At 71.1% G+C, this 19,034-nt stretch carries 18 protein-coding genes and 1 other RNA gene; 4 read left to right on the plus strand and 15 right to left on the minus strand.

Features of this window, described 5'->3' with window-relative positions:
- Window positions 1–6: 6 nt before the first annotated feature.
- On the plus strand, window positions 7–465 hold the full coding sequence (locus tag SKED_RS12295) for a DUF3054 domain-containing protein (RefSeq protein ID WP_245534562.1): 459 nt from the start codon (window positions 7–9) through the stop codon (window positions 463–465).
- Here the strand turns inward: SKED_RS12295 and rdgB are convergent.
- The 5 genes from rdgB to clpS are packed head-to-tail and all read right to left on the minus strand — an operon-like array spanning window position 422 to window position 3,860.
- The gene (gene rdgB / locus SKED_RS19765) at window positions 422–1,045 is read right to left on the minus strand and encodes an RdgB/HAM1 family non-canonical purine NTP pyrophosphatase (protein WP_012867479.1); all 624 of its coding nucleotides are present in this window, start codon (window positions 1,043–1,045) and stop codon (window positions 422–424) included. The genes SKED_RS12295 and rdgB overlap by 44 nt on opposite strands.
- 58 nt (window positions 1,046–1,103) lie before the next feature.
- On the minus strand, window positions 1,104–1,907 hold the full coding sequence (locus SKED_RS19770) for an MBL fold metallo-hydrolase (RefSeq protein ID WP_012867480.1): 804 nt from the start codon (window positions 1,905–1,907) through the stop codon (window positions 1,104–1,106).
- Window positions 1,904–2,710, minus strand: coding sequence for a glutamate racemase (murI, locus tag SKED_RS12310; RefSeq protein ID WP_012867481.1), 807 nt, complete (start codon window positions 2,708–2,710; stop codon window positions 1,904–1,906). The genes SKED_RS19770 and murI overlap by 4 nt, the downstream gene beginning before the upstream one ends.
- 17 nt (window positions 2,711–2,727) lie before the next feature.
- Window positions 2,728–3,564, minus strand: a complete 837-nt coding sequence (locus SKED_RS19070) for a DUF2017 family protein (protein WP_012867482.1) — start codon at window positions 3,562–3,564, stop codon at window positions 2,728–2,730.
- A 2-nt stretch (window positions 3,565–3,566) separates the two neighbouring features.
- Window positions 3,567–3,860 carry an ATP-dependent Clp protease adapter ClpS gene (gene clpS / locus SKED_RS12320; RefSeq protein WP_012867483.1) on the minus strand — a complete coding sequence of 98 codons (294 nt, stop codon included), beginning with the start codon at window positions 3,858–3,860 and terminating at the stop codon, window positions 3,567–3,569.
- Between the two features lie 74 nt (window positions 3,861–3,934).
- Here clpS and SKED_RS12325 point away from each other — a divergent pair, with 74 nt between their 5' ends.
- A complete protein-coding gene (locus SKED_RS12325; RefSeq protein WP_012867484.1) occupies window positions 3,935–5,257 on the plus strand; it encodes a nicotinate phosphoribosyltransferase in 1,323 nt (440 codons plus the stop codon).
- A gap of 36 nt (window positions 5,258–5,293) precedes the next feature.
- Here the strand turns inward: SKED_RS12325 and SKED_RS12330 are convergent, their stop codons facing one another.
- Window positions 5,294–7,075, minus strand: coding sequence for a DEAD/DEAH box helicase (locus SKED_RS12330; RefSeq protein WP_012867485.1), 1,782 nt, complete (start codon window positions 7,073–7,075; stop codon window positions 5,294–5,296).
- Between the two features lie 188 nt (window positions 7,076–7,263).
- Complete coding sequence (locus SKED_RS12335; RefSeq protein WP_012867486.1) at window positions 7,264–7,626, minus strand: DUF3039 domain-containing protein; 363 nt, start codon at window positions 7,624–7,626, stop codon at window positions 7,264–7,266.
- Between the two features lie 421 nt (window positions 7,627–8,047).
- Between SKED_RS12335 and SKED_RS12340 the strand changes: the two genes are divergently transcribed.
- Together SKED_RS12340 and SKED_RS12345 are read left to right on the plus strand one after the other, a co-directional pair.
- Complete coding sequence (locus SKED_RS12340; protein ID WP_012867487.1) at window positions 8,048–11,713, plus strand: S8 family peptidase; 3,666 nt, start codon at window positions 8,048–8,050, stop codon at window positions 11,711–11,713.
- A 92-nt stretch (window positions 11,714–11,805) separates the two neighbouring features.
- Window positions 11,806–12,168, plus strand: coding sequence for a VOC family protein (locus SKED_RS12345; protein ID WP_012867488.1), 363 nt, complete (start codon window positions 11,806–11,808; stop codon window positions 12,166–12,168).
- 89 nt (window positions 12,169–12,257) lie between these two features.
- Here SKED_RS12345 and ssrA read toward each other — a convergent pair.
- The 8 genes from ssrA to SKED_RS12380 all read right to left on the minus strand — a co-directional run bounded on the left by ssrA (window position 12,258) and on the right by SKED_RS12380 (window position 19,027).
- Window positions 12,258–12,625, minus strand: a transfer-messenger RNA (tmRNA) gene (ssrA, locus tag SKED_RS19560).
- 142 nt (window positions 12,626–12,767) lie between these two features.
- The gene (gene smpB / locus SKED_RS12350; RefSeq protein WP_012867489.1) at window positions 12,768–13,298 is read right to left on the minus strand and encodes an SsrA-binding protein SmpB; all 531 of its coding nucleotides are present in this window, start codon (window positions 13,296–13,298) and stop codon (window positions 12,768–12,770) included.
- Window positions 13,299–13,419: 121 nt separating this feature from the next.
- Window positions 13,420–14,808, minus strand: coding sequence for a M23 family metallopeptidase (locus tag SKED_RS12355; protein ID WP_012867490.1), 1,389 nt, complete (start codon window positions 14,806–14,808; stop codon window positions 13,420–13,422).
- Window position 14,809: 1 nt separating this feature from the next.
- Window positions 14,810–15,724 carry a permease-like cell division protein FtsX gene (gene ftsX, locus SKED_RS12360; protein ID WP_012867491.1) on the minus strand — a complete coding sequence of 305 codons (915 nt, stop codon included), beginning with the start codon at window positions 15,722–15,724 and terminating at the stop codon, window positions 14,810–14,812.
- Window positions 15,725–15,734: 10 nt separating this feature from the next.
- Complete coding sequence (gene ftsE, locus SKED_RS12365) at window positions 15,735–16,424, minus strand: cell division ATP-binding protein FtsE (RefSeq protein ID WP_012867492.1); 690 nt, start codon at window positions 16,422–16,424, stop codon at window positions 15,735–15,737.
- 188 nt (window positions 16,425–16,612) lie between these two features.
- Window positions 16,613–17,731, minus strand: coding sequence for a peptide chain release factor 2 (gene prfB / locus SKED_RS12370; protein WP_012867493.1), 1,119 nt, complete (start codon window positions 17,729–17,731; stop codon window positions 16,613–16,615).
- Between the two features lie 82 nt (window positions 17,732–17,813).
- A complete protein-coding gene (locus tag SKED_RS12375) occupies window positions 17,814–18,782 on the minus strand; it encodes an SRPBCC family protein (RefSeq protein ID WP_012867494.1) in 969 nt (322 codons plus the stop codon).
- A complete protein-coding gene (locus tag SKED_RS12380) occupies window positions 18,779–19,027 on the minus strand; it encodes a hypothetical protein (protein WP_012867495.1) in 249 nt (82 codons plus the stop codon). The genes SKED_RS12375 and SKED_RS12380 overlap by 4 nt, the downstream gene beginning before the upstream one ends.
- Window positions 19,028–19,034 lie beyond the last annotated feature (7 nt).

A 19,034-nucleotide genomic window follows, 5' to 3' on the forward strand; every position in this document is an offset into this window, starting at 1 on the left:
TCCCCTGTGCGAACATCCGAGAACGACCCCGTGAGCCGCCCCACGCGCGCGACCCGGGTCCCCGTCGTCGTCGCTGCTGTCGCAGACCTGCTCTGCGTGGTCGCCTTCGCGGCAGGGGGCCGCTCCGAGCACGACGAGCACGTCGGTGCCCTCGGGGTGCTCACGACAGCCTGGCCCTTCGTGGTCGGCGCAGCGCTCGCGTGGCTCGTCGTGGCCACGGTGCCTGCCCTCGCAGGCGGACAGCGCCTGCGCGGGGTCTCGCGCGTCTACCCGGCGGGTGTCGTCGTCCTGGTCGGTGCGTGGGGCGGCGGGATGCTGCTCCGTGCCGTCACCGGGCAGGGCACCTCGGGCGCCTTCCCGCTCGTGGCGCTCGCCTTCCTCGCGGTCACCCTCCTGGGGTGGCGCGCGGTCGCCGCGCTGGTCAGCCGGCGAGCACGGCCGCGACCGTCGGCGCCAGCGCCCTGAACGCCTGGCCGCGGTGGCTGATGGCGTTCTTCTCGGCCGCGGTGAGCTCGGCGCACGAGCGCGTCTCGCCGTCCGGCTGCAGGATCGGGTCGTAGCCGAACCCGCCCGCGCCGCGCGGGGCGGTCAGCAGCGTGCCGACGAGCTCGCCGCGGACCACGTGCTCCACGCCGTCGGGGGTGACGAGGGCCGCGGCGCACACGAAACGTGCTCGACGGTGCTCGGGGGCGATGTCGCCGAGCTGGGCCAGCAGCAGGTCGAGGTTGGCCTGGTCGTCGCCGTGCCGTCCGGCCCACCGGGCCGAGAAGATCCCGGGAGCACCTCCGAGCACGTCGACCGCGAGGCCGGAGTCGTCGGCGACCGCCGGGAGCCCTGACACGGCGGCGAGGGCCCGCGCCTTGATGAGCGCGTTGGCCTCGAAGGTCACCCCGTCCTCGACGGGCTCGACGTCCGTGAAGCGCGCGGCACCGACCACCTCGTCCGGCAGCAGGCCCGGGACGGTGCCGTCGGCGAGCAGGATCGCGCGGAGCTCACCGACCTTGTGGTCGTTGTGCGTGGCGAGGACGAGGCGAGGGTCGGTCACGTGGGCTCCTGCGGTCGGTCGGTGGACGGGGCGACGATGCTCCGAGGGGGTCTGTCCGTCAGAGCTCGTAGGTCGCACCCGGCGACACGACCTCGACGGGGCCGTCGTAGGCAGAGACCGCCTCGGCGACGGTGACGGCCGGGTCGTTCCAGGACGGGACGTGCGTGAGGAGCAGCCGGGCCGCACCCGCCTGGGTCGCGACCTCACCGGCCCGCAGCCCCGTGAGGTGCACGCCGCGCACGCTGTCGCGCCCCTCGACGAAGGCCGCCTCCGCGAGCAGCAGGTCGGCGGAGCGAGCGAGGTCGACGACGCCGTCGCAGGCGTCGGTGTCCCCCGTGTAGGCGAGGGTGACGCGACGACCGGGCTCGACCGAGCTGGGTCCGGTGACCCGGACGCCATAGGCGGGCACCGGGTGGAAGACCGCGACGGGCTCGATCTCGAAGGGGCCCACCGTCGTGGTCGTCCCGGGCTCCCACGAGCGGAAGTCCAGCTGACCCCGCATGGTCTCCTCGGCCTCGAGGCCGTAGGCCTCGGCGAGGCGCTGCTCGGCCGCTGCCGGGGCGTAGACCGGCGTCGGTGCACGGCCGGTCCCGCGCTCGGAGCCGCACACCGGGTGGTACTTGAGGTAGACGTAGAAGCCGCAGAGGTCCGCGAAGTGGTCGGGGTGCATGTGCGAGATCGCGACCGCGTCGACGTCGAAGGGGCTGGCGACGCGCTGGAGCGCGCCGAGGGCACCGCTGCCCAGGTCCATGAGGACCGACCACGTCCTGCCGTCCGCGTCCGTGGCCTGCACGAGGTACGAGGACGCGGGGGACTCCGGCGACGGGAAGGAACCTGCCATCCCGAGGATCGTCAGCTTCATGCGACCGATTCCACCATGACAACCTCGGGACCGAGGAATCGTCGCGCGAGCACCGAGAAGGACGAGGTGTCGCCGGTGGACTGGAACCGGTGCGTCGCGGGGCCCGCGTTCTCGTCCCTGGCGAGGTCGTGGGCGACGAGAGTCCGGTAGACGTCCTTGGCCGTCTCCTCCGCGCTTGAGACCAAGGTCACGCTCTCCCCCATGACGTACGAGATCGCACCGGTCAGCAGCGGGTAGTGCGTGCAGCCGAGGATGAGGGTGTCGACGTCGGCCGCGATCACCGGCTCGAGGTAGCGCCGCGACACCTCGAGGACCGCCGGTCCGGACGTCACGCCCGACTCGACCAGCGACACGAAGTCGGGGCACGCCTGGCCCGTCACCGAGATGCCTGCCGCGACGGCGAGGGCGTCCTCGTAGGCCCGTGACTCGATCGTCGCGCGCGTCCCGATCACCCCCACGCGCCCGGTCCGCGTCGCCGCGACGGCGCGCCGGGCCGCAGGGAGGATCACCTCGACCACGGGGATCCCGTGGCGGACCGTGTACCGCTCGCGGGCGTCCCGCAGGACCGCCGCGGACGCAGAGTTGCAGGCGATGACCAGCATCTTGACGCCCTGGTCGACCAGGCTGTCCATGACGTCGAGCGCGAGCGCACGGACGGTCGCGAGAGGCTTGGGCCCGTAGGGCGAGTGCCGGGTGTCTCCGATGTAGTGGATGGACTCGTGGGGCAGCTGGTCCAGGATGGAGCGGGCGACCGTCAAGCCCCCCACTCCGGAGTCGAAGATCCCGATCGGGGCGTTGTTCACCCCTCGAGGATAGTCCGTCAGGACGGCCTGCTGGCCCGCCGGTGCTGCTCGAGCAGGCAGTCCGTGAGGGACTCCTGGAGGTACCCGGCCAGGAGGAACACCGAGCCGAGGAACAGCTCGGGCCCGCTGAGCGCCTCGCCGGCGTGCCCGCGGCCAGCAGCCGGGCCGGCCGGGTCGTCGCCGTCCTCGTCCTCCGGGACGTGGTCCTCCCACGTCGCCGACACGGACCGGTAGAGGGCGTCGGTGTCGGCGTCGGTGCGCAGCCCCAGACGAGACCCGATCACCTGACGCACGTCGCCGAGCGCACCGGCGACCTCGGGCCCGTCGTCACGGGCGACCACCATGGGCAGCTGCTCGTCCTCGTCGGACGACGGCGACGCCTCGAGCAGGAGCTCGGCGAACAGCAGCAGCCGGTCGACCTTGCGCTGGCGCAGGTCCTCGTCCGTGAGGCGCCGGAACTCGTGGGCCACCTCGGGGTCGTCCGAGGCGTCGGGGAGCAGGCGCCGGACCGCCGGGTCCGCCGGGGCGGCCACGACGTCGGCGTCCGCGTCGATGCCGGCGAGCAGCTGACGCAGCTGCGCCTCGGACTCTGCCTCGGCCTCGGTCTGCTCTGCCGCCGGCTGCGTGTCGCCCTCCTGCAGCTCGGGGTCCTGCGCGGCGCCGTCCTCGGCGCCCTCGTCCTCGCCAGCGGTCTGGTCCGGCGTCTCGTCCTGCTCGGGCTCGACCTCGACGAGGTCCTCCCCACCGAGGAGCTCGACCACGTCACCGGTCACCTGGGCGAGCACGAGGCGCTCGGGGGTCGACAGCGCCGCGACGAAGGTGGTCCCTGCGTCGGCGATCTCGAACTGTCGCACGTCTACTCACCGCTCCGCTGCATCGTGGCCCACAGCCCGAAGGAGTGCATGGCCTGGACGTCCATCTCGACCTTCTCCCGGCCGCCCGTCGAGACGACGGCCTTGCCCTCGGAGTGCACCTGCATCATGAGGCGGTGGGCGTGCCGCTCGGAGAAGCCGAAGTAGCTCTCGAACACGTAGACGACGTAGTTCATGGTGGTCACCGGGTCGTTCCAGACGAGGGTGACCCACGGCTCGCCGACCGAGGCCGCGGTGTCCTGGCGCTCTTCTTGGCCGGGGATGGTCTTGACGTTCACGGGACAACTCTAGGGGCACCACCTGGGAGGACCGTCAGCGTGCGCACCGGCACGGGTGACCTACGGTTGTCCCCATGGGAACAGCGCTGCTGACGGACCGGTACGAGCTCACGATGCTGCAGGGGGCACTCGCCGACGGGACCGCGGACCGCAGGTGCGTGTTCGAGGTCTTCACCCGTCGCCTGCCGTCCTGGCGCAGGTACGCCGTGCTCGCCGGCACGGGCCGGGTGCTCGAGGCGATCGAGCGCTTCCGCTTCGACGAGGACGAGCTCGCGTGGCTCGAGCAGGAGTCCGTCGTCGACGCCCGCACGCTGGACTACCTCGCCTCGTACCGCTTCACCGGGGACGTCCGCGGCTACGCGGAGGGTGAGGTGTTCTTCCCCTCGAGCCCGGTCATGGTGGTCGAGGGGACCTTCGCCGAGGCCGTCCTGCTCGAGACCGTGATCCTGTCGATCCTCAACTACGACTCCGCGGTCGCCTCGGCCGCGTCCCGCATGACGAGCGCAGCCGTCGGACGCCCGTGCCTGGAGATGGGCTCGCGCCGTGCGCACGAGGAGGCGGCCGTGGCGGCCGCCCGCGCTGCCGTGGTGGCCGGCTTCGCCGGGACGTCCAACCTGGAGGCCGGTCGTCGTTACGGCCTGCGGACCATCGGCACGGCGGCGCACGCCTTCACCCTGCTGCACGACGACGAGGAGCAGGCCTTCCGGGCGCAGATCGCGTCGTCGGGACCGGGGACCACGCTGCTCGTCGACACCTACGACGTCACGCGCGGCGTCGAGCTCGCGATCGAGGTGGCGGGGACGGGCCTCGGAGGTGTGCGCCTCGACTCGGGCGACCTGGGCGTCCAGGCGGTCGAGGTGCGCAAGCAGCTCGACGCGCTCGGCGCGACGGGCACGACCATCACCGTGACCTCTGACCTCGACGAGTACGCGATCGCGTCGCTCGCCGCCGTCCCGGTGGACTCCTACGGCGTGGGCACCAAGCTCGTGGTCGGGTCCGGCGCCCCGACCTGCGGCATGGTCTACAAGCTCGTCGCCCGCGAGGACTCGTCGGGGAAGCTCTCCCCCGTGGCGAAGGCGTCGACGTCCAAGACGAGCGTGGGTGGACGCAAGTCCGCCGCCCGGCGTCTCGACGAGGACGGCCGGGCCGTCGCCGAGGTCGTCGTGACGGGGCGCGACGAGGCCGTCGCCGCGTGGTCGCCGGCGGACGCCGACCTCCGCCCGCTGCTCGTCGACCTCGTCACCGGCGGGGAGGTCGACCACCGCTGGACCGGCGCCGCCGGGGTGGCGGCAGCTGCCGCCCGGCACGAGGCGTCGCGCGACGAGCTCCCGCGGGGCGCGCGTCGCCTGTCGACCGGTGACCTCGCGGTGCCGACCACCTCGCTCGTCCTCGACTGAGCGAGACGGCCGACGCCCGGCGGTCGACGCCGGCCCCTACTTCTTGCCGACGAACCAGCCCCGGACGACCTCGACGCGCTTGGTCAGCTGGTCGATCGAGGCGAGCGGGACCTCCGGGCCGCCGCTGCGTCGGCGCAGCTCGTTGTGGACCGAGCCGTGCGGCTGGCCGCTCCGCCGCGCCCAGGCGGACACGAGCTGCGAGAGCTCCTTGCGGAGGTCTGCTGCACGACGGTGGTCGAGCTCGCTGCGCTCGGCCGCCTGCTGCACGCCCTTGCTCTTGCTGCTCAGCTGGCTCGCCTGACGCTGCTTGAGCAGCGTGGTCACCTGGTCGGCGTCGAGCAGCCCCGGGAGACCGAGGAAGTCGAGCTCCTCCTCCGAGCCCATGTCGCCTCCCGTGCCGAACTCGCCGCCGTCGAAGAGGACCCGGTCGAAGGACGCCTGCGACTCGAGCATCTCGAAGGAGCCCTGACCGGCGAGCGTGTCGGACGCCTTGTCCTCCCGGTTGGCCGCCGCCACGAGGGCGTCCTCCGGGTTGTACATGTCGCCCTGCTCCTCGTTGGTGAGGGGCCGGTCGAGGGCGTGGTCGCGCTCGACCTCGAGCGTGTTGGCGAGGTCGAGCAGCGGCCCGACGCTCGGCAGGAACACCGAGGCGGTCTCGCCGCGGCGCCGGGCCCGGACGAAACGCCCGACCGCCTGGGCGAAGAACAGCGGGGTCGACGTGGACGTCGCGTAGACACCGACGGCGAGCCGGGGCACGTCGACCCCCTCGGAGACCATGCGGACCGCGACCATCCAGCGGTCGTCGCCGTCCGAGAACTCGTCGATGCGCTTGCTGGCCCCGTCGTCGTCGGAGAGGACCACCACGGGTGACCTCCCCGTGATGCGGGCGAGGTGACCGGCGTAGGCGCGCGCGTCGTTCTGGTCGGTCGCGATGACGAGACCACCGGCGTCGGGGACGGCACGCCGCACCTCGCTGAGCCGCTTGTCGGCCGCGGCGAGGACGGACGGCGCCCACTCGCCGTTGGGGTCGAGCGCGCTGCGCCAGGCCTGCGCGGTCATGTCCTTGGTCATGGCCTCGCCGAGACGTGCGCTCACCTCGTCGCCCGCCTTGGTCCGCCACCGCATCTGCCCCGAGTAGGTGAGGAAGATGACGGGGCGCACGACGCCGTCGCGCAGGGCGTCGCCGTACCCGTAGGTGTAGTCGGCCGAGGACCTGCGGATCCCGTCCATCCCGCGGTCGTACACGACGAAGGGGATGGGTGAGGTGTCCGAGCGGAACGGCGTCCCGGTGAGGGCGAGCCTGCGCTCGGCCCCCTCGAAGGCCTCACGGATGGCGTCTCCCCACGAGAGGGCGTCACCGCCGTGGTGCACCTCGTCGAGGATGACGAGGGTGCGTGCGGCGTCGGTCCGCGCCATGTGCAGGGCAGGGTTGGCCGCCACCTGGGCGTAGGTCAGGGCCACCCCGTCGTAGTGCGCGCCGTGCCGGCCCTGGCTGTTCTTGAAGTTCGGGTCGAGGCGCACCCCGACGCGCGCCGCGGCGTCGGCCCACTGGTGCTTGAGGTGCTCGGTCGGTGCCACGACGGTGATGCGACGGACGGTGCCCTGCTCGAGCAGCTCGGTCGCGATGCGCAGCGCGAAGGTCGTCTTGCCGGCACCCGGCGTCGCGACGGCCAGGAAGTCCTTGGGGCTGCGCGCACGGTAGGTCTCGATGGCCTCGGCCTGCCAGGCACGCAGCTTCGACGCCGTGCCCCAGGGGGCACGGCGCGGGAAGCTCGGGGACAGGTGCGACGCGGCGGCGGAGGACGCCGCCTGCGGCACCGGGGTGACCGGGAGCGGGAGCGGGGCCCCGGCAGGCAGGCTGGTGTGCCCGTGGCCGGGGTCGTCGACGGCACCGTCGGCACCGTCGGGCTGGCCTGCAGGAGGGCTGTCGACGGGCCGCGTCGGCTCAGGCGCGGTCAGGGCGTCGAAGTCGAAGGGGTCGCTCGTGTGCTTGGAGGACGCAGCACTCACTTGCCGGAGTCACCCGAGTCGTCGCCGCCGTCCTGCGGGTCCCGGAGGCCCTCGTAGATCTCCTTGCAGATGGGGCAGACGGGGAACTTCTTGGGGTCACGACCCGGGATCCACACCTTGCCGCAGAGCGCGATGACGGACTTGCCGCTCAGGGCAGAGTCGAGGATCTTCTCCTTGCGCACGTAGTGCGCGAAGCGCTCGTGGTCACCGGGCTCGACCTCCTCGCGCGTCTCGACGTGCTCGAGGACGCTCGTCGAGGTACCACCGCCCGGGCCGCCGGGGGCCGTGGGGGCGTTGAAGGGGTCCGTGCTCATGTCACTCATGACGGGACCTGTGCTCGTCGACGGCTGCTCGCTCATGGGTCGAGTCTACGTGGGACCCGCTGACACCGTCTGCTCCGGACCGGGGCGTCGTGCGTCACCTCCTGGCGCGGGACTGCGACGCCCGCACCTGTCAAGCCGACACCTCTGCCGCGCCGCGCGCACGACGCCATCACAGACAACCCCTCGTGGCGGAATGGGGAGAGGTCCCCATGCTCAGGACGCCCCGTCGAATGCCCATTTAGGGGCTCTGACCTGCGATAACACCCTCAGGTTAACGCCACGTAACGTCTGCACGAAACTCTTACATCTTCATCCGCCCGTGGGTATCGTCGGTCCCCATCACCGGTCGAGAGATCACCCCACCCCGTCCACCTGTCGAGCGCGCCCGACGGGTGGACCGGCACGTGCGGGCGGTCGACGCCGGCGATCGAAGAGCCCTCACTCTCAAGGAGAACTCGTGACCGTTCACCGACGTACGTCGGGTGCCAGGACCGTCGGCGCAGCCGCCGTCGGACTCGCCCTCGCCGCCGGTCTCGCCGTCCCGGCGAACGCAGACCCCACCACCCCCCTCACCGGCTACGCACCCGACCGGTCCTCCCGGCTCGGCGCGGACGTCGTCTCGCCGTCGCTCTCGGGGCGCGACGGACGCGTCTCCGTGTTCGTCCAGACCACCGGTCAGAGCGCCCTCGAGGTGCAGAGCACCGCCCGCTCCGCCAGCTCGGTCCAGCAGCGCGTCGACGAGATCGACGCGACGGCCGCGACCGTCGAGGCCGAGGCCTCCACCGTCGACTCCGACGTCGAGGTCCTCTACGTCACGCGCTACACGGTGCCGGGCGTCGCGCTCAGCCTCGACGCCTCGAGCATCGAGACGATCGCCGCCATGGACGACGTCGTGAAGATCTCCGCGATCCGGTCCCAGACGGTCGACCTGCCGAACGTCTCCGACCCCGCCAACATCAACTCCGACGCCCTCGTCAGCGCCTTCCAGGCCTGGGGCGCCGGCGGCGCCACCGGTGAGGGCGTCAACATCGCCGTCATCGACACCGGCATCGACTACACCCACGCGGCCTTCGGCGGACCCGGGACGGTCGAGGCCTACGACACCGCGGTCGCCTCGACCGCGGCACCGGACCCGAGCTGGTTCGACGCCACCAAGTACCTCGGCGGCTACGACTTCGCCGGATCTACCTACAACGCCGACCCGAACAGCCCCACCTTCCAGCCGGTCCCGGCAGCCGACGAGAACCCCATCGACGGTCGCGGCGGGAGCCACGGCACGCACGTCGCCGGCACGGCGGCAGGCTACGGCGTCGTCGAGGTCGAGGGTGACGGCGTGACCTTCGGCGAGGAGGCCGACGGCACGCGCACGCCCGACGCCTACGCCTCGGTCGACGAGTCCGTCGACTTCGTCGTCGGCCCGGGCTCTGCCCCCGACGCAGGCCTGTTCTCCCTCAAGGTCTTCGGTGACACCGGCGGCAGCACCGACCTGACCGGAGCGGCGATCGACTGGGTCGGCGAGGCCATCGCGGACGGCCAGCAGATCGACGTCGTCAACCTGTCCCTCGGCAGCGACTTCGGCGCGGTCGACGACCCCGAGAACGCGATGCTCGCAGCCCTCATGGACCAGGGTGTCCTCCCCGTGATCGCCTCCGGCAACGCCGGCGACATCACCGACGTCGCCGGGACGCCGAGCAACACGGCCCGCACGCTCTCAGTGGCCGCGTCGGCCAGCGGGCGCGGGCTCCAGGACGGTGTCCTCGACCTCACGTCGAACGTCACCTACGGCGCGCAGTACTCCCAGGCCTTCACCGGTACCTTCACCCGCGACGGAGCCGTGGTGCCGCTGAGCGACCCCACCAACCTCGAGGGCTGCCTGGCCTACTCGACCGAGGACGCTGCCGCGGTCGCCGGGAACTTCGTCCTCGTGGAGTGGAACGACGACGTCGCCCTCCCCTGCGGCTCTGCGGTGCGGTTCAACAACGCGGCTGCCGCAGGCGCGACGGGCGTCATCCTCACCTCGACGGTCAACAGCTTCGAGTCCGGGATCGCCGGCAACGACCTGATCCCGGGCGCACAGGTCACCGCTGACGCCTCGGCCGTGATCCGTCCGCTCGCCGAGGCCGGCACGCTCCAGGTCCGGCTCTCGAGCGACCTCTTCGGCCAGGCCGAGTTCTTCGACCCGACCAAGGTCGACACGATCGCCAGCTTCAGCTCGCGCGGCGAGCACGGCTCGTACAACGACATCGTCAAGCCTGACGTGTCCGCACCCGGCGTCGGGATCATCTCGGCAGGCTCCGGCACCGGGGCGGCCGCCTCGGTCAAGAGCGGGACGTCGATGGCCACCCCGCTCACCGCGGGCGTCGCAGCACTCGTCTACGAGGCACACCCGACCTGGGACGCCGACACCGTCAAGGCCCAGATCATCAACACCGCGACGCACGACGTCGTGGTCAGCGGGGACGACCCCACCGCCTACGCACCGGCACGCGCCGGGTCCGGGCGCATCGACGCCTTCGCGGCAGTCACCAACCAGGTGACCGCGGCGACCGACGACGCCGGCGGCCTCGTCACCGCGTCCTTCGGCATCGTCGAGGTCGGCGCCGACGGCTTCACCGACAGCCGCACCATCACGGTGACCAACCACGGGACCGACACGGCGTCCTACACCCCCGAGTACCTGCCCCGCACCACGGTGCCGGGCGTCGAGTACTCCGTCTCCCCCGCGACGGTCACCGTGCCCGCAGGCGGCACCGCGACGGCCACGGTCACCCTGACCGTCGCCGACCCGACGCAGCTGCGCCGCACCCTCGACCCGACCATGGAGGCGGCGCAGAGCGGCATCCCCCGCCAGTTCGTCTCCGACGCCTCGGGTGTCCTCGAGCTCGTCCCCACGGACGACGCCCGCGGCAGCCTCCGGGTCTCGGTCTTCTCCGCCCCCAAGCCGGTGAGCGACGTCCACGCCGCGCCGATCGTCCTCGAGGACGCTGCCGCGACGACCGCGCAGCTCGCGCTGTCCGGCCCGTCGCTCGCCCAGGGCACCGGCTCCGAGGGCTACTACTCCACGGCCGTGCCGCTCCAGCTCGGGGTCGTCGACCCCGTGGAGGAGTTCCCGGCGGACTCGGCGTCCAAGACGCTCTCGTCGCTCGACGTCGTGGCCGCCGGCGCCTCGAGCACCGCTCCGCAGCTCGCCGACCCGTCGGAGGGGCTCCTGACCTTCGGCGTCGTCATGGACGGTGACTGGGGCCGCCTCCTGCCGCACAGCTACCCGGTCGTCTCGATCGACACGGACAACGACGGCGTGGAGGACTTCTACACGTACATCACGCCGATCGCCGAGACCGTCGACCTCGTGGTCGCCCTCACGGTCGACTCCGCGACCGACGAGATCGTCGACTACCTGCCGGTGAACCTGTTCGCCGGGGACGTCGACACCAACCAGTTCGACACCAACGTCGCCACCCTGTCCGTCCCCCTCGCCGCCCTCGGGTACACAGCGGAGTCGACGGACACGACGATCAGCTACCACGTCGAGACGTACTCGGAGTACGCACCGCGATCGACCGACGACCCCGCCAGCACGCTGGTGGACATCACCGACGTGGCCACCTTCGACGTCTTCTCGCCGGCCGTCTCCTTCGGTAGCACCACGGGTGCGGCAGCTGGCGACGACGAGGTGTTCTTCGAGGGCGCCGAGGGCGTCATCCCCGTCACCTTCGCGACCACCGAGGCCCCCGCGGGGATCGCCCCTGCAGCGCTCCAGCCCGTCGAGGGCGCCCCGCAGGTGCTCGTCCTGCACCTCAACAACGCGGTCGGGCTGCGGTCGGACATCGTGGACGTGCTCGTCGACGTCCCCGAGCCGACCGAGCCGCCCGCACCGACGGATCCGCCGGTCGTCGAGCCGCCGGCCCCGAGCGACCCGCCCGGGCCGGGCCTCGACCCGACCTCGGTGCCGACCGACCCGACCCAGGCAGAGCCGACCGCCGCAGGCGGTCCGGGCAGCCTGAGCCAGACCGGTGCCGACAGCATCCCGACGGCTCTCCTCGCCGCCGGCCTGCTGGTCGCAGCCGGCGCGACCGCGCTGACCGTCCGGCGCCGCCGGGCAGCCACGCACCGCGAGGGCTGACAGCAGCACAGCAGCAGTGAACGACCAGCAGGGCCCCGTCGTCTCGGCGGGGCCCTGCTGCGTACATCGCGCCCCGGTGCCATGATCGGGTGATGGAGATCACCCGACGCATCACCGTCTTCGACGCCGCAGACCTCGAGACCGAGAGCGCCTTCTGGGCCTCGATCCTGGGCGGGACCGTCGAGCGAGAGGACGACTGGCACACGCTCCTGGTGGACGGCTCGTCGCAGATGGGGTTCCAGCTCGCCCCGGACCACGTCCGCCCCGAGTGGCCCGACGGCACCCCGCAGCAGATCCACCTCGACCTCTACGTCAGCGACATCGCCGGCGCCCACGCCGAGGCGCTCGCACTCGGGGCCCGCCTGCTCCAGGCGGCGGACGACCTCTCCTCGCCGGAGGGGTTCCAGGTCTACGCGGACCCTGCCGGCCACCCCTTCTGCCTCTGCTGGGGCTGAGCAGGGAGACGGCGCGGGACGCACAGAGGCGGCCACCCGTACGGGTGGCCGCCTCTGCAGCTGCATGGCCTGCTGACGCAGGCCTGGGGTGGTGGAGGTGCGGGGAATCGAACCCCGGTCCGGTGGCGCAAATCCAGGACTTCTCCGGGCGCAGTCTGCTGCGGATTTTCTCGGCCTCAGCACTCGCGCAGACACGTAGCTGACAGGCCCAGTCGTCTTAGAGTCCCTGCAGCGTCAACGACGAACGCTACAAGCAGTGGCTCCCTAGATGACGCAAGGAACCGAGGCGGAAGCTACCCCGGGCTTACGGACTTCAGGACTCGCTCAGGCGGCGAGTGCGAAGTCGGTGCGCTTGGAATCGGCACCTATTGTTTTGCAGACATCGTTTACGAGATAAGTCTGCATCCTCGGCCCGCTTCTCCTCGAAGCACGACCACCGTCGAAACCGATCACCCCCGTGTGCAGTTTTCAAGCATCACGCCCGGTCGACTACCCCGTGCAGCGATGGTCCTACTCTACGCGACCTGTGCCACGGGGCGCACGTGATTATCGTGCGCCTGGGGCGAACAACGGCGAACAGGGACTCGAGGAGCCGTCGGTCAGCGCAGCTCGCGCTGGCGGATGGCGCGGTGCGCCTCGCGGTTGTCCTGCTGCTCCCGGAGGGTCTGACGCTTGTCGTACTCCTTCTTGCCTCGCGCGAGCGCGATCTCGACCTTGGCGCGGCCGTCCAGGAAGTACATCTGGAGGGGGACGATCGTGAAGCCCTTCTCACGCGTCCCCTGGGCGAGGCGTTCGATCTCCGAGCGGTGCAGCAGCAGCTTGCGCTTGCGCCGCGGTGCGTGGTTGGTCCACGTCCCGTGCGCGTACTCGGAGATGTGCGCACCCTCGAGCCACGCCTCGTTGCCCTCGATGTTCACGTAGCCGTCGACGAGCGACGCGCGACCGGCGCGCAGCGCCTTGACCTCGGTCCCGGAGAGCACCATCCCGGCCTCGAAGACGTCCTCGATGGCGAAGTCGTGACGCGCCTTCTTGTTGCTCGCGATGAGCGCACGTACCGGACCCGACGATGCCGGGGCCTTCTTGCCCTGCTTCGACCCGTCGGGGATCTGGTACATCTTCGCCTTGGCCATGACACCTCCTGCTCGTGCGGCCCGTGGTCGACGGGCCTCACCAGCCTAGATCACCGGTGCAGACCGGACGAGCTGTTTTGCTCAGGGCCCAGCGCCCTGGGCGACGCCGAGGGCGTCGGACTCAGCCGAGCATCGTCATCGGGTCGACGGTCGCCCCGTTGACGTACACCTCGAAGTGGAGGTGGCACGCGGTCCCCAGCCCGGTGTTCCCGGAGTACCCGAGAAGGTCTCCGGTCGAGACGCTCTGGCCGCCGGACACCGCAAAGCTCGTCAGGTGGTTGTAGCTGGTCATGAGGCTCGCCCCGTTGGCGACGCCGTTGTCGAGCAGCACCTGGTATCCGAAGCCGTCGCGCCACGTCGCCCACTGCACGGTCCCGCTGGCAGCCGCGTAGATCGGAGTGCCGCAGTACGCCCGGAAGTCCGTCCCGGCGTGCAGACGGTAGTACCCGAGCACAGGGTGCAGGCGCCAGCCGTAGCTCGACGTGATGTGCGGGATCGCCGTGGGGAAGGAGAGCGTGCCTCCTGATGCCGGAGGCGCCGGCGCGGGAGCAGGTGCCGGTGCGGGCGCCGGAGCCCCGCCACCCCCGCTGCTCGCGGGTGGCGTCGCAGCCGCCGCAGCCGCCTCGGCGGCCTTGCGAGCCTCCTCCTGCTCCTTGGCGATCCGGGCGCGCTCGGCCTCCTGGAGACCGATGATGTCCTGGATCTCGGCGGTGAGGTCGTCGTTCTGGGTGGTGAGCTCGACCTGCCGGGCCTCCTCGGTCTTCTTGCGGGTCTCGATCGTCTTCTTCTTGGCCGATTGCTCGGTGATGAGGCGCTCGACGTCCGCCTTGGCGTCCGCAGCCTCGGTCTTGGCCGCGTCGGCCTCGACGACCTTGGCGTCGGCGTCGGTCTTGAGCGTGCTGATCGCGTCCTTGACGGCGTCGAGCCGCACCTGCGTGTTGCTCGTGACCGCCTGGGTCTGCCGAAGATCTTCGAGCGAGGAGTTCTGGGTGCGGATCGCGGTGGTCGACATGTTGTACTGCGTGACGAACTCGTCGGTCGTCTTGGCGCCGACCACGAACTCGAGGCTCGAGATCCCCATGTCCCCGCGCGCGGCCTGCCGTGCCATCTCGGCGACAGCGTTGTGCGCGTCCGTCGAGGCGGTCTCGTTCTCGGCGATCGTGTCGACGAGGGTCGCCTCCTCGGTCTCGGCGTCGGTGAGACGCTGCGCGAGGCTGTCGGCCTCCCGCTGGGCGGTCTCGTACGCCGCGTTCGCCTTGTCGAGGGTGGCCTCGGCGACGGGCAGCTCCGCCTCGATGGTCTGCAGGTCGATGTACGCCTGGGCGAGCGCCTCGTCGGTCTCGGCGAGGTCCCCTGTGACCTGGTCGAGCGCCTCGCTGGCCGAGTCCTTCTGGCGCTGGGCGTCGGCGAGGCGGTCGTCGAGGTCGTCGGCCGACGCGGGCAGCATGCTCAGCCCCATGACGAGGGTGGCGGCGACCAGGGCGGCGAAGAGTGCTCTCAGGCGAGTCATGTCAGACCTTCGTGTAGCGGCTCAGGGTGACGATCGACGAGATGGCGGCCAGCAAGAAGGCCACGCCGATGAGGATGGGCGCGATCGCCCACACGTCGCTGGTCGTCACGTACGGGATCCACTGCATGGACTGGCCCAGCCAGTCCTCGACGAGGTACTTGACCCCCAGCCACAGCCCGCCGACGGCCATGAGGGCACCGACCGTCGCGGCGATCGCACCTTCGAGCATGAAGGGGAGCTGGATGAAGAAGTTCGAGGCGCCGACGAGCCGCATGATCCCGGTCTCGCGCTTGCGGCTGAGGGCGGACAGCCGGATGGTCGTCGTGATGAGCAGGACGGCGGCGAGCAGCATCACGCCGGCGAGGCCGGCGGAGAGCAGCGTCGCGCGGTTGAGCACGAGGAACAGCGGCTCGAAGATGCTCCGCTGGTCGCTGACCGTCTCGACACCGGGCCTGCCGGTGAGGACGTCGTTGATCACCTGGTACTGCTCGGGGTCCACCAGCTTGATGCGGAACGACGCGTTCATGTCGTCCTCGCTCACGGTGTTGAACCACCAGCGGTCGTTGAACTGCTCCGAGAACGTCACCCAGGCCTCGGCCTTGCTCTCGAAGGTCACGCTGTCGATCTCAGCAGCGACGTCGGGCTGGTCGAGGACCGCCCGGACCGAGTCGATCTGCTCGTTGGTGGCCTCTCCCCCGGCACAGGTCGGCTGGCTGGAGCCAGGCGGGCAGAGGAAGACGCTGATCTCGACCTTGTCGTACCACTCGCCCTTGAACTTGCCGATCTGCGACTGCAGCAGGACTGCTGCGCCGACGAAGGTCAGGGACACGAAGGTCACGAGGACGACCGAGACGGTCATCGACAGGTTGCGCCGGAGACCGATCCCGATCTCGGAAAGAATGAACTGGAAACGCACCGATATCCCCTCAGCGGGCAGAGCCGTAGACGCCACGGGACTGGTCGCGGACCAGCTCACCGGTGGACAGTTCGATGACGCGCTTGCGCATCTGGTCGACGATCTCGTCGTCGTGCGTGGCCATGACCACGGTCGTGCCCGTGCGGTTGATCCGGTCGAGCAGGCGCATGATCCCCAGCGACGTGGTCGGGTCGAGGTTTCCGGTCGGCTCGTCGCAGAGCAGGATCGACGGCCTGTTGACGAAGGCGCGGGCGATGGCCACACGCTGCTGCTCACCACCGGAGAGCTCGTGCGGGCGTCGCTTCTCCTTGCCCGCGAGCCCGACCATGTCGAGCGTCTCGGGGACCGTGGTCATGATGTGGTGGCGCGGCTTGCCGATGACCTGGAGCGCGAAGGCCACGTTCTCGAAGACCGTCTTGTTGGGCAGCAGGCGGAAGTCCTGGAACACCGCGCCGATCTGGCGGCGCAGCGTGGGCACCTTCCAGTTCGAGAGGGTCTGCATGTTGCGCCCGGCGACGAAGACGTCGCCCGAGGTGGCGCGCTCCTCGCGCAGGACGAGCCGCAGGAAGGTCGACTTCCCCGACCCGGAGGCACCGACGAGGAACACGAACTCACCGCGCTCGACCTCGAGGGAGACGTCGTCGAGCGCGGGTCGCGCACCACGCGCGTACACCTTGCTGACGTTCTCAAAACGAATCACAACTGGGCCCAGGCTTCCGTTCGGTGGGGCGAGCACGGCCGCTCACGTGGCGAGCAGACCGGTTCGAGGGTAAGCACCCCGCGACAGGTCCAGCGGCCGACACGCCGCCCGGCGCCGAGCCTGGGAGCAGCCTGAACACCCGCCCGGCGCAGCGCGGGACGACGGCCGGGCTCGCGCTCCGGTCTGGCTCAGCCCTCGGTCTTGGACCGGCGCCAGCGGATGCCGGCCTCGATGAAGTCGTCGATCTCCCCGTCGAACACCGCCGAGGTGTTGCCCACCTCGTGCTCGGTGCGCAGGTCCTTGACCATCTGGTACGGCTGCAGGACGTAGGAGCGCATCTGGTCGCCCCAGCTGGCCTTGACGTCGCCGGCCATCTCCTTCTTCATGGCCTTCTCCTGCGCCTGGCGCTCGAGGAGCAGCCGGGACTGGAGGACGCGCATGGCGGCGGCACGGTTCTGGATCTGCGACTTCTCGTTCTGCATCGACACGACGATGCCGGTCGGGATGTGCGTGAGGCGGACGGCGGAGTCGGTCGTGTTGACGGACTGGCCACCGGGGCCCGACGACCGGAAGACGTCGACGCGGATCTCGTTGTCCGGGATGTCGACGTGGTCGGTCGACTCGATGAGCGGGATGACCTCGACGGCCGCGAAGGACGTCTGGCGACGACCCTGGTTGTCGAAGGGCGAGATGCGCACGAGACGGTGAGTGCCGGCCTCGACGGAGAGGTTGCCGAAGGCGTAGGGGGCCTTGACCTCGAAGGTCGCGGACTTGAGCCCGGCCTCCTCGGCGTACGAGGTGTCGAGGACGGCGGTCGGGTAGCCGTGGCGCTCGGCCCAGCGCAGGTACATGCGCATGAGCATCTCGGCGAAGTCCGCGGCGTCGACGCCACCAGCGCCGGCGCGGATGCTCACGACGGCCTCGCGGGCGTCCCACTCCCCCGACAGCAGGGTGCGGACCTCGAGGTCGCCGAGGTCGCGGCGGATGCCGTCGAGGTCCTTCTGGGCCTCCTCGAGGGTCTCGACGTCGTCGGCGCCGTCACCCTCGGTGGCCATCTCGACGAGCACCTCGAGGTCGTCGATGCGCGACTCCATGTTGACGATGCGGTCGAGCTCGGTCTGCGCCTGCGAGAGAGCGGTCGTCACCTTCTGCGCCGCGTCGGTGTCGTCCCAAAGGTCAGGCGCGGAGGCCTGGTCCGAGAGCTCGGCGATGCGGATCTTCAGCGCCTCCGGGTCGGTCACGGCGCTGATGGTCGCGAGGGTGCCGCGCAGGGCGCTGATCTCTGATGCGAAGTCGGTGGTAGCCACGATCGTCAAGGTTACGCGACGAGGCGGCGGGCGGGCGACGGTCAGGTGGTCCCGGCCGCGCCCAGACGTCGCCGGTGCCCGCTCAGCGCAGTACCCGGGAGACCGACGCGGCCTTGGCGAGGAGCTGCTGCCGGAACAGGAAGCGCTGGACCGGGAGGAGGGCTCGCTGGACCGCCCCGCGCAGCCCCCTGCCCCGGGACCACCGTTGGGTGAGGCGCAGCCGGGTGCTGTCCCCGTCGGGCTCGAGCTCGACGCGGAACCGCTGCCGCATCCGACCGGCGGGGAGGTCCGGCCAGGTGATCTCCCACTCGACCGCACTCCCCTCGACCCGCTCGACCTCACGGTGCTCGGTCGCGAGCACCTGTGGCCGGTGCCGCTGCTCCGTGCCGTCCGGGCGACGCACCTCGGCACGGGCGCGCGCCACCCCGTCGTCCCCCACGACGTAGGAGGAGTAGAAGGTCTTGTCCCACTCGAGCCTGCGCGCCGGGTCGGAGACGAGGGACCAGACCTGCTCGGGCCTCGCCTCGACAAAACCCGACACGCCCACCGAGCGCCACCCGGGACCGTCGTCGGTCGACACCTCGCGGTGCGGCCGGGGCGCGGCGTCCAGGCGGGATCTCAGGGCACCGGCGTCCACGCCACCCTCAGCGAGGACCTCGAGCACGTGGCCGCTCGGCTCGTCGAGCAGCGCGACGAGGATCGCCCGGTCGTCGACGTCGAGGCCGTCGAGCGCACGGAAGGCCGCGTCGGCCGGACGCGACCACCCGACGTCGCCGAGGGAGGGGTCGGGGATGGGGCCGGGATCGACGCGCGCGGCCGTGATGCCGAGGCCGGCGATCCTGCGCTCGTGCACCCGCACGGCCGCGTCGCGCAGGGTCCGCACGCTCAGCCCGGCACCCCGGAGCACGTCGCTCGAGGGGCCGCCGACGACCGCGAGCGCGACGAGCAGGTGCTCGAGGTCGATCTCGGTCCGCCCGACGCGCTGCGCCTCTTCCTTCGCGGCGACGCTCAGCTGCTGGGACCTGACGATCATCTCGGTGAGCCGGCTCATGACCTGTTCCTCCGGGGTACGGCGATGGTGGGGTCGATCCTCTTCGAGTACTTCTTGTGGACGGCCTGCCGGCTGACGCCGAGCGCCTCGGCCACGTCGTTCCAGCTCATGCCCGCGCGCAGGCCGGCCTCGACCTGGCGGAGCTCGAGGGTCTCGACGAGCTGGCGGAGCGAGGTCACCGCCCGCAGCCCTGCGCGCGGGTCGGTGGTGTCGCTGGCAGCACCTGCGACGTCGTCCGAGCTCATGCCAGCA

The sequence above is a fragment of the Sanguibacter keddieii DSM 10542 genome (assembly GCF_000024925.1).
GTDB classification, from domain to species: domain Bacteria; phylum Actinomycetota; class Actinomycetes; order Actinomycetales; family Cellulomonadaceae; genus Sanguibacter; species Sanguibacter keddieii.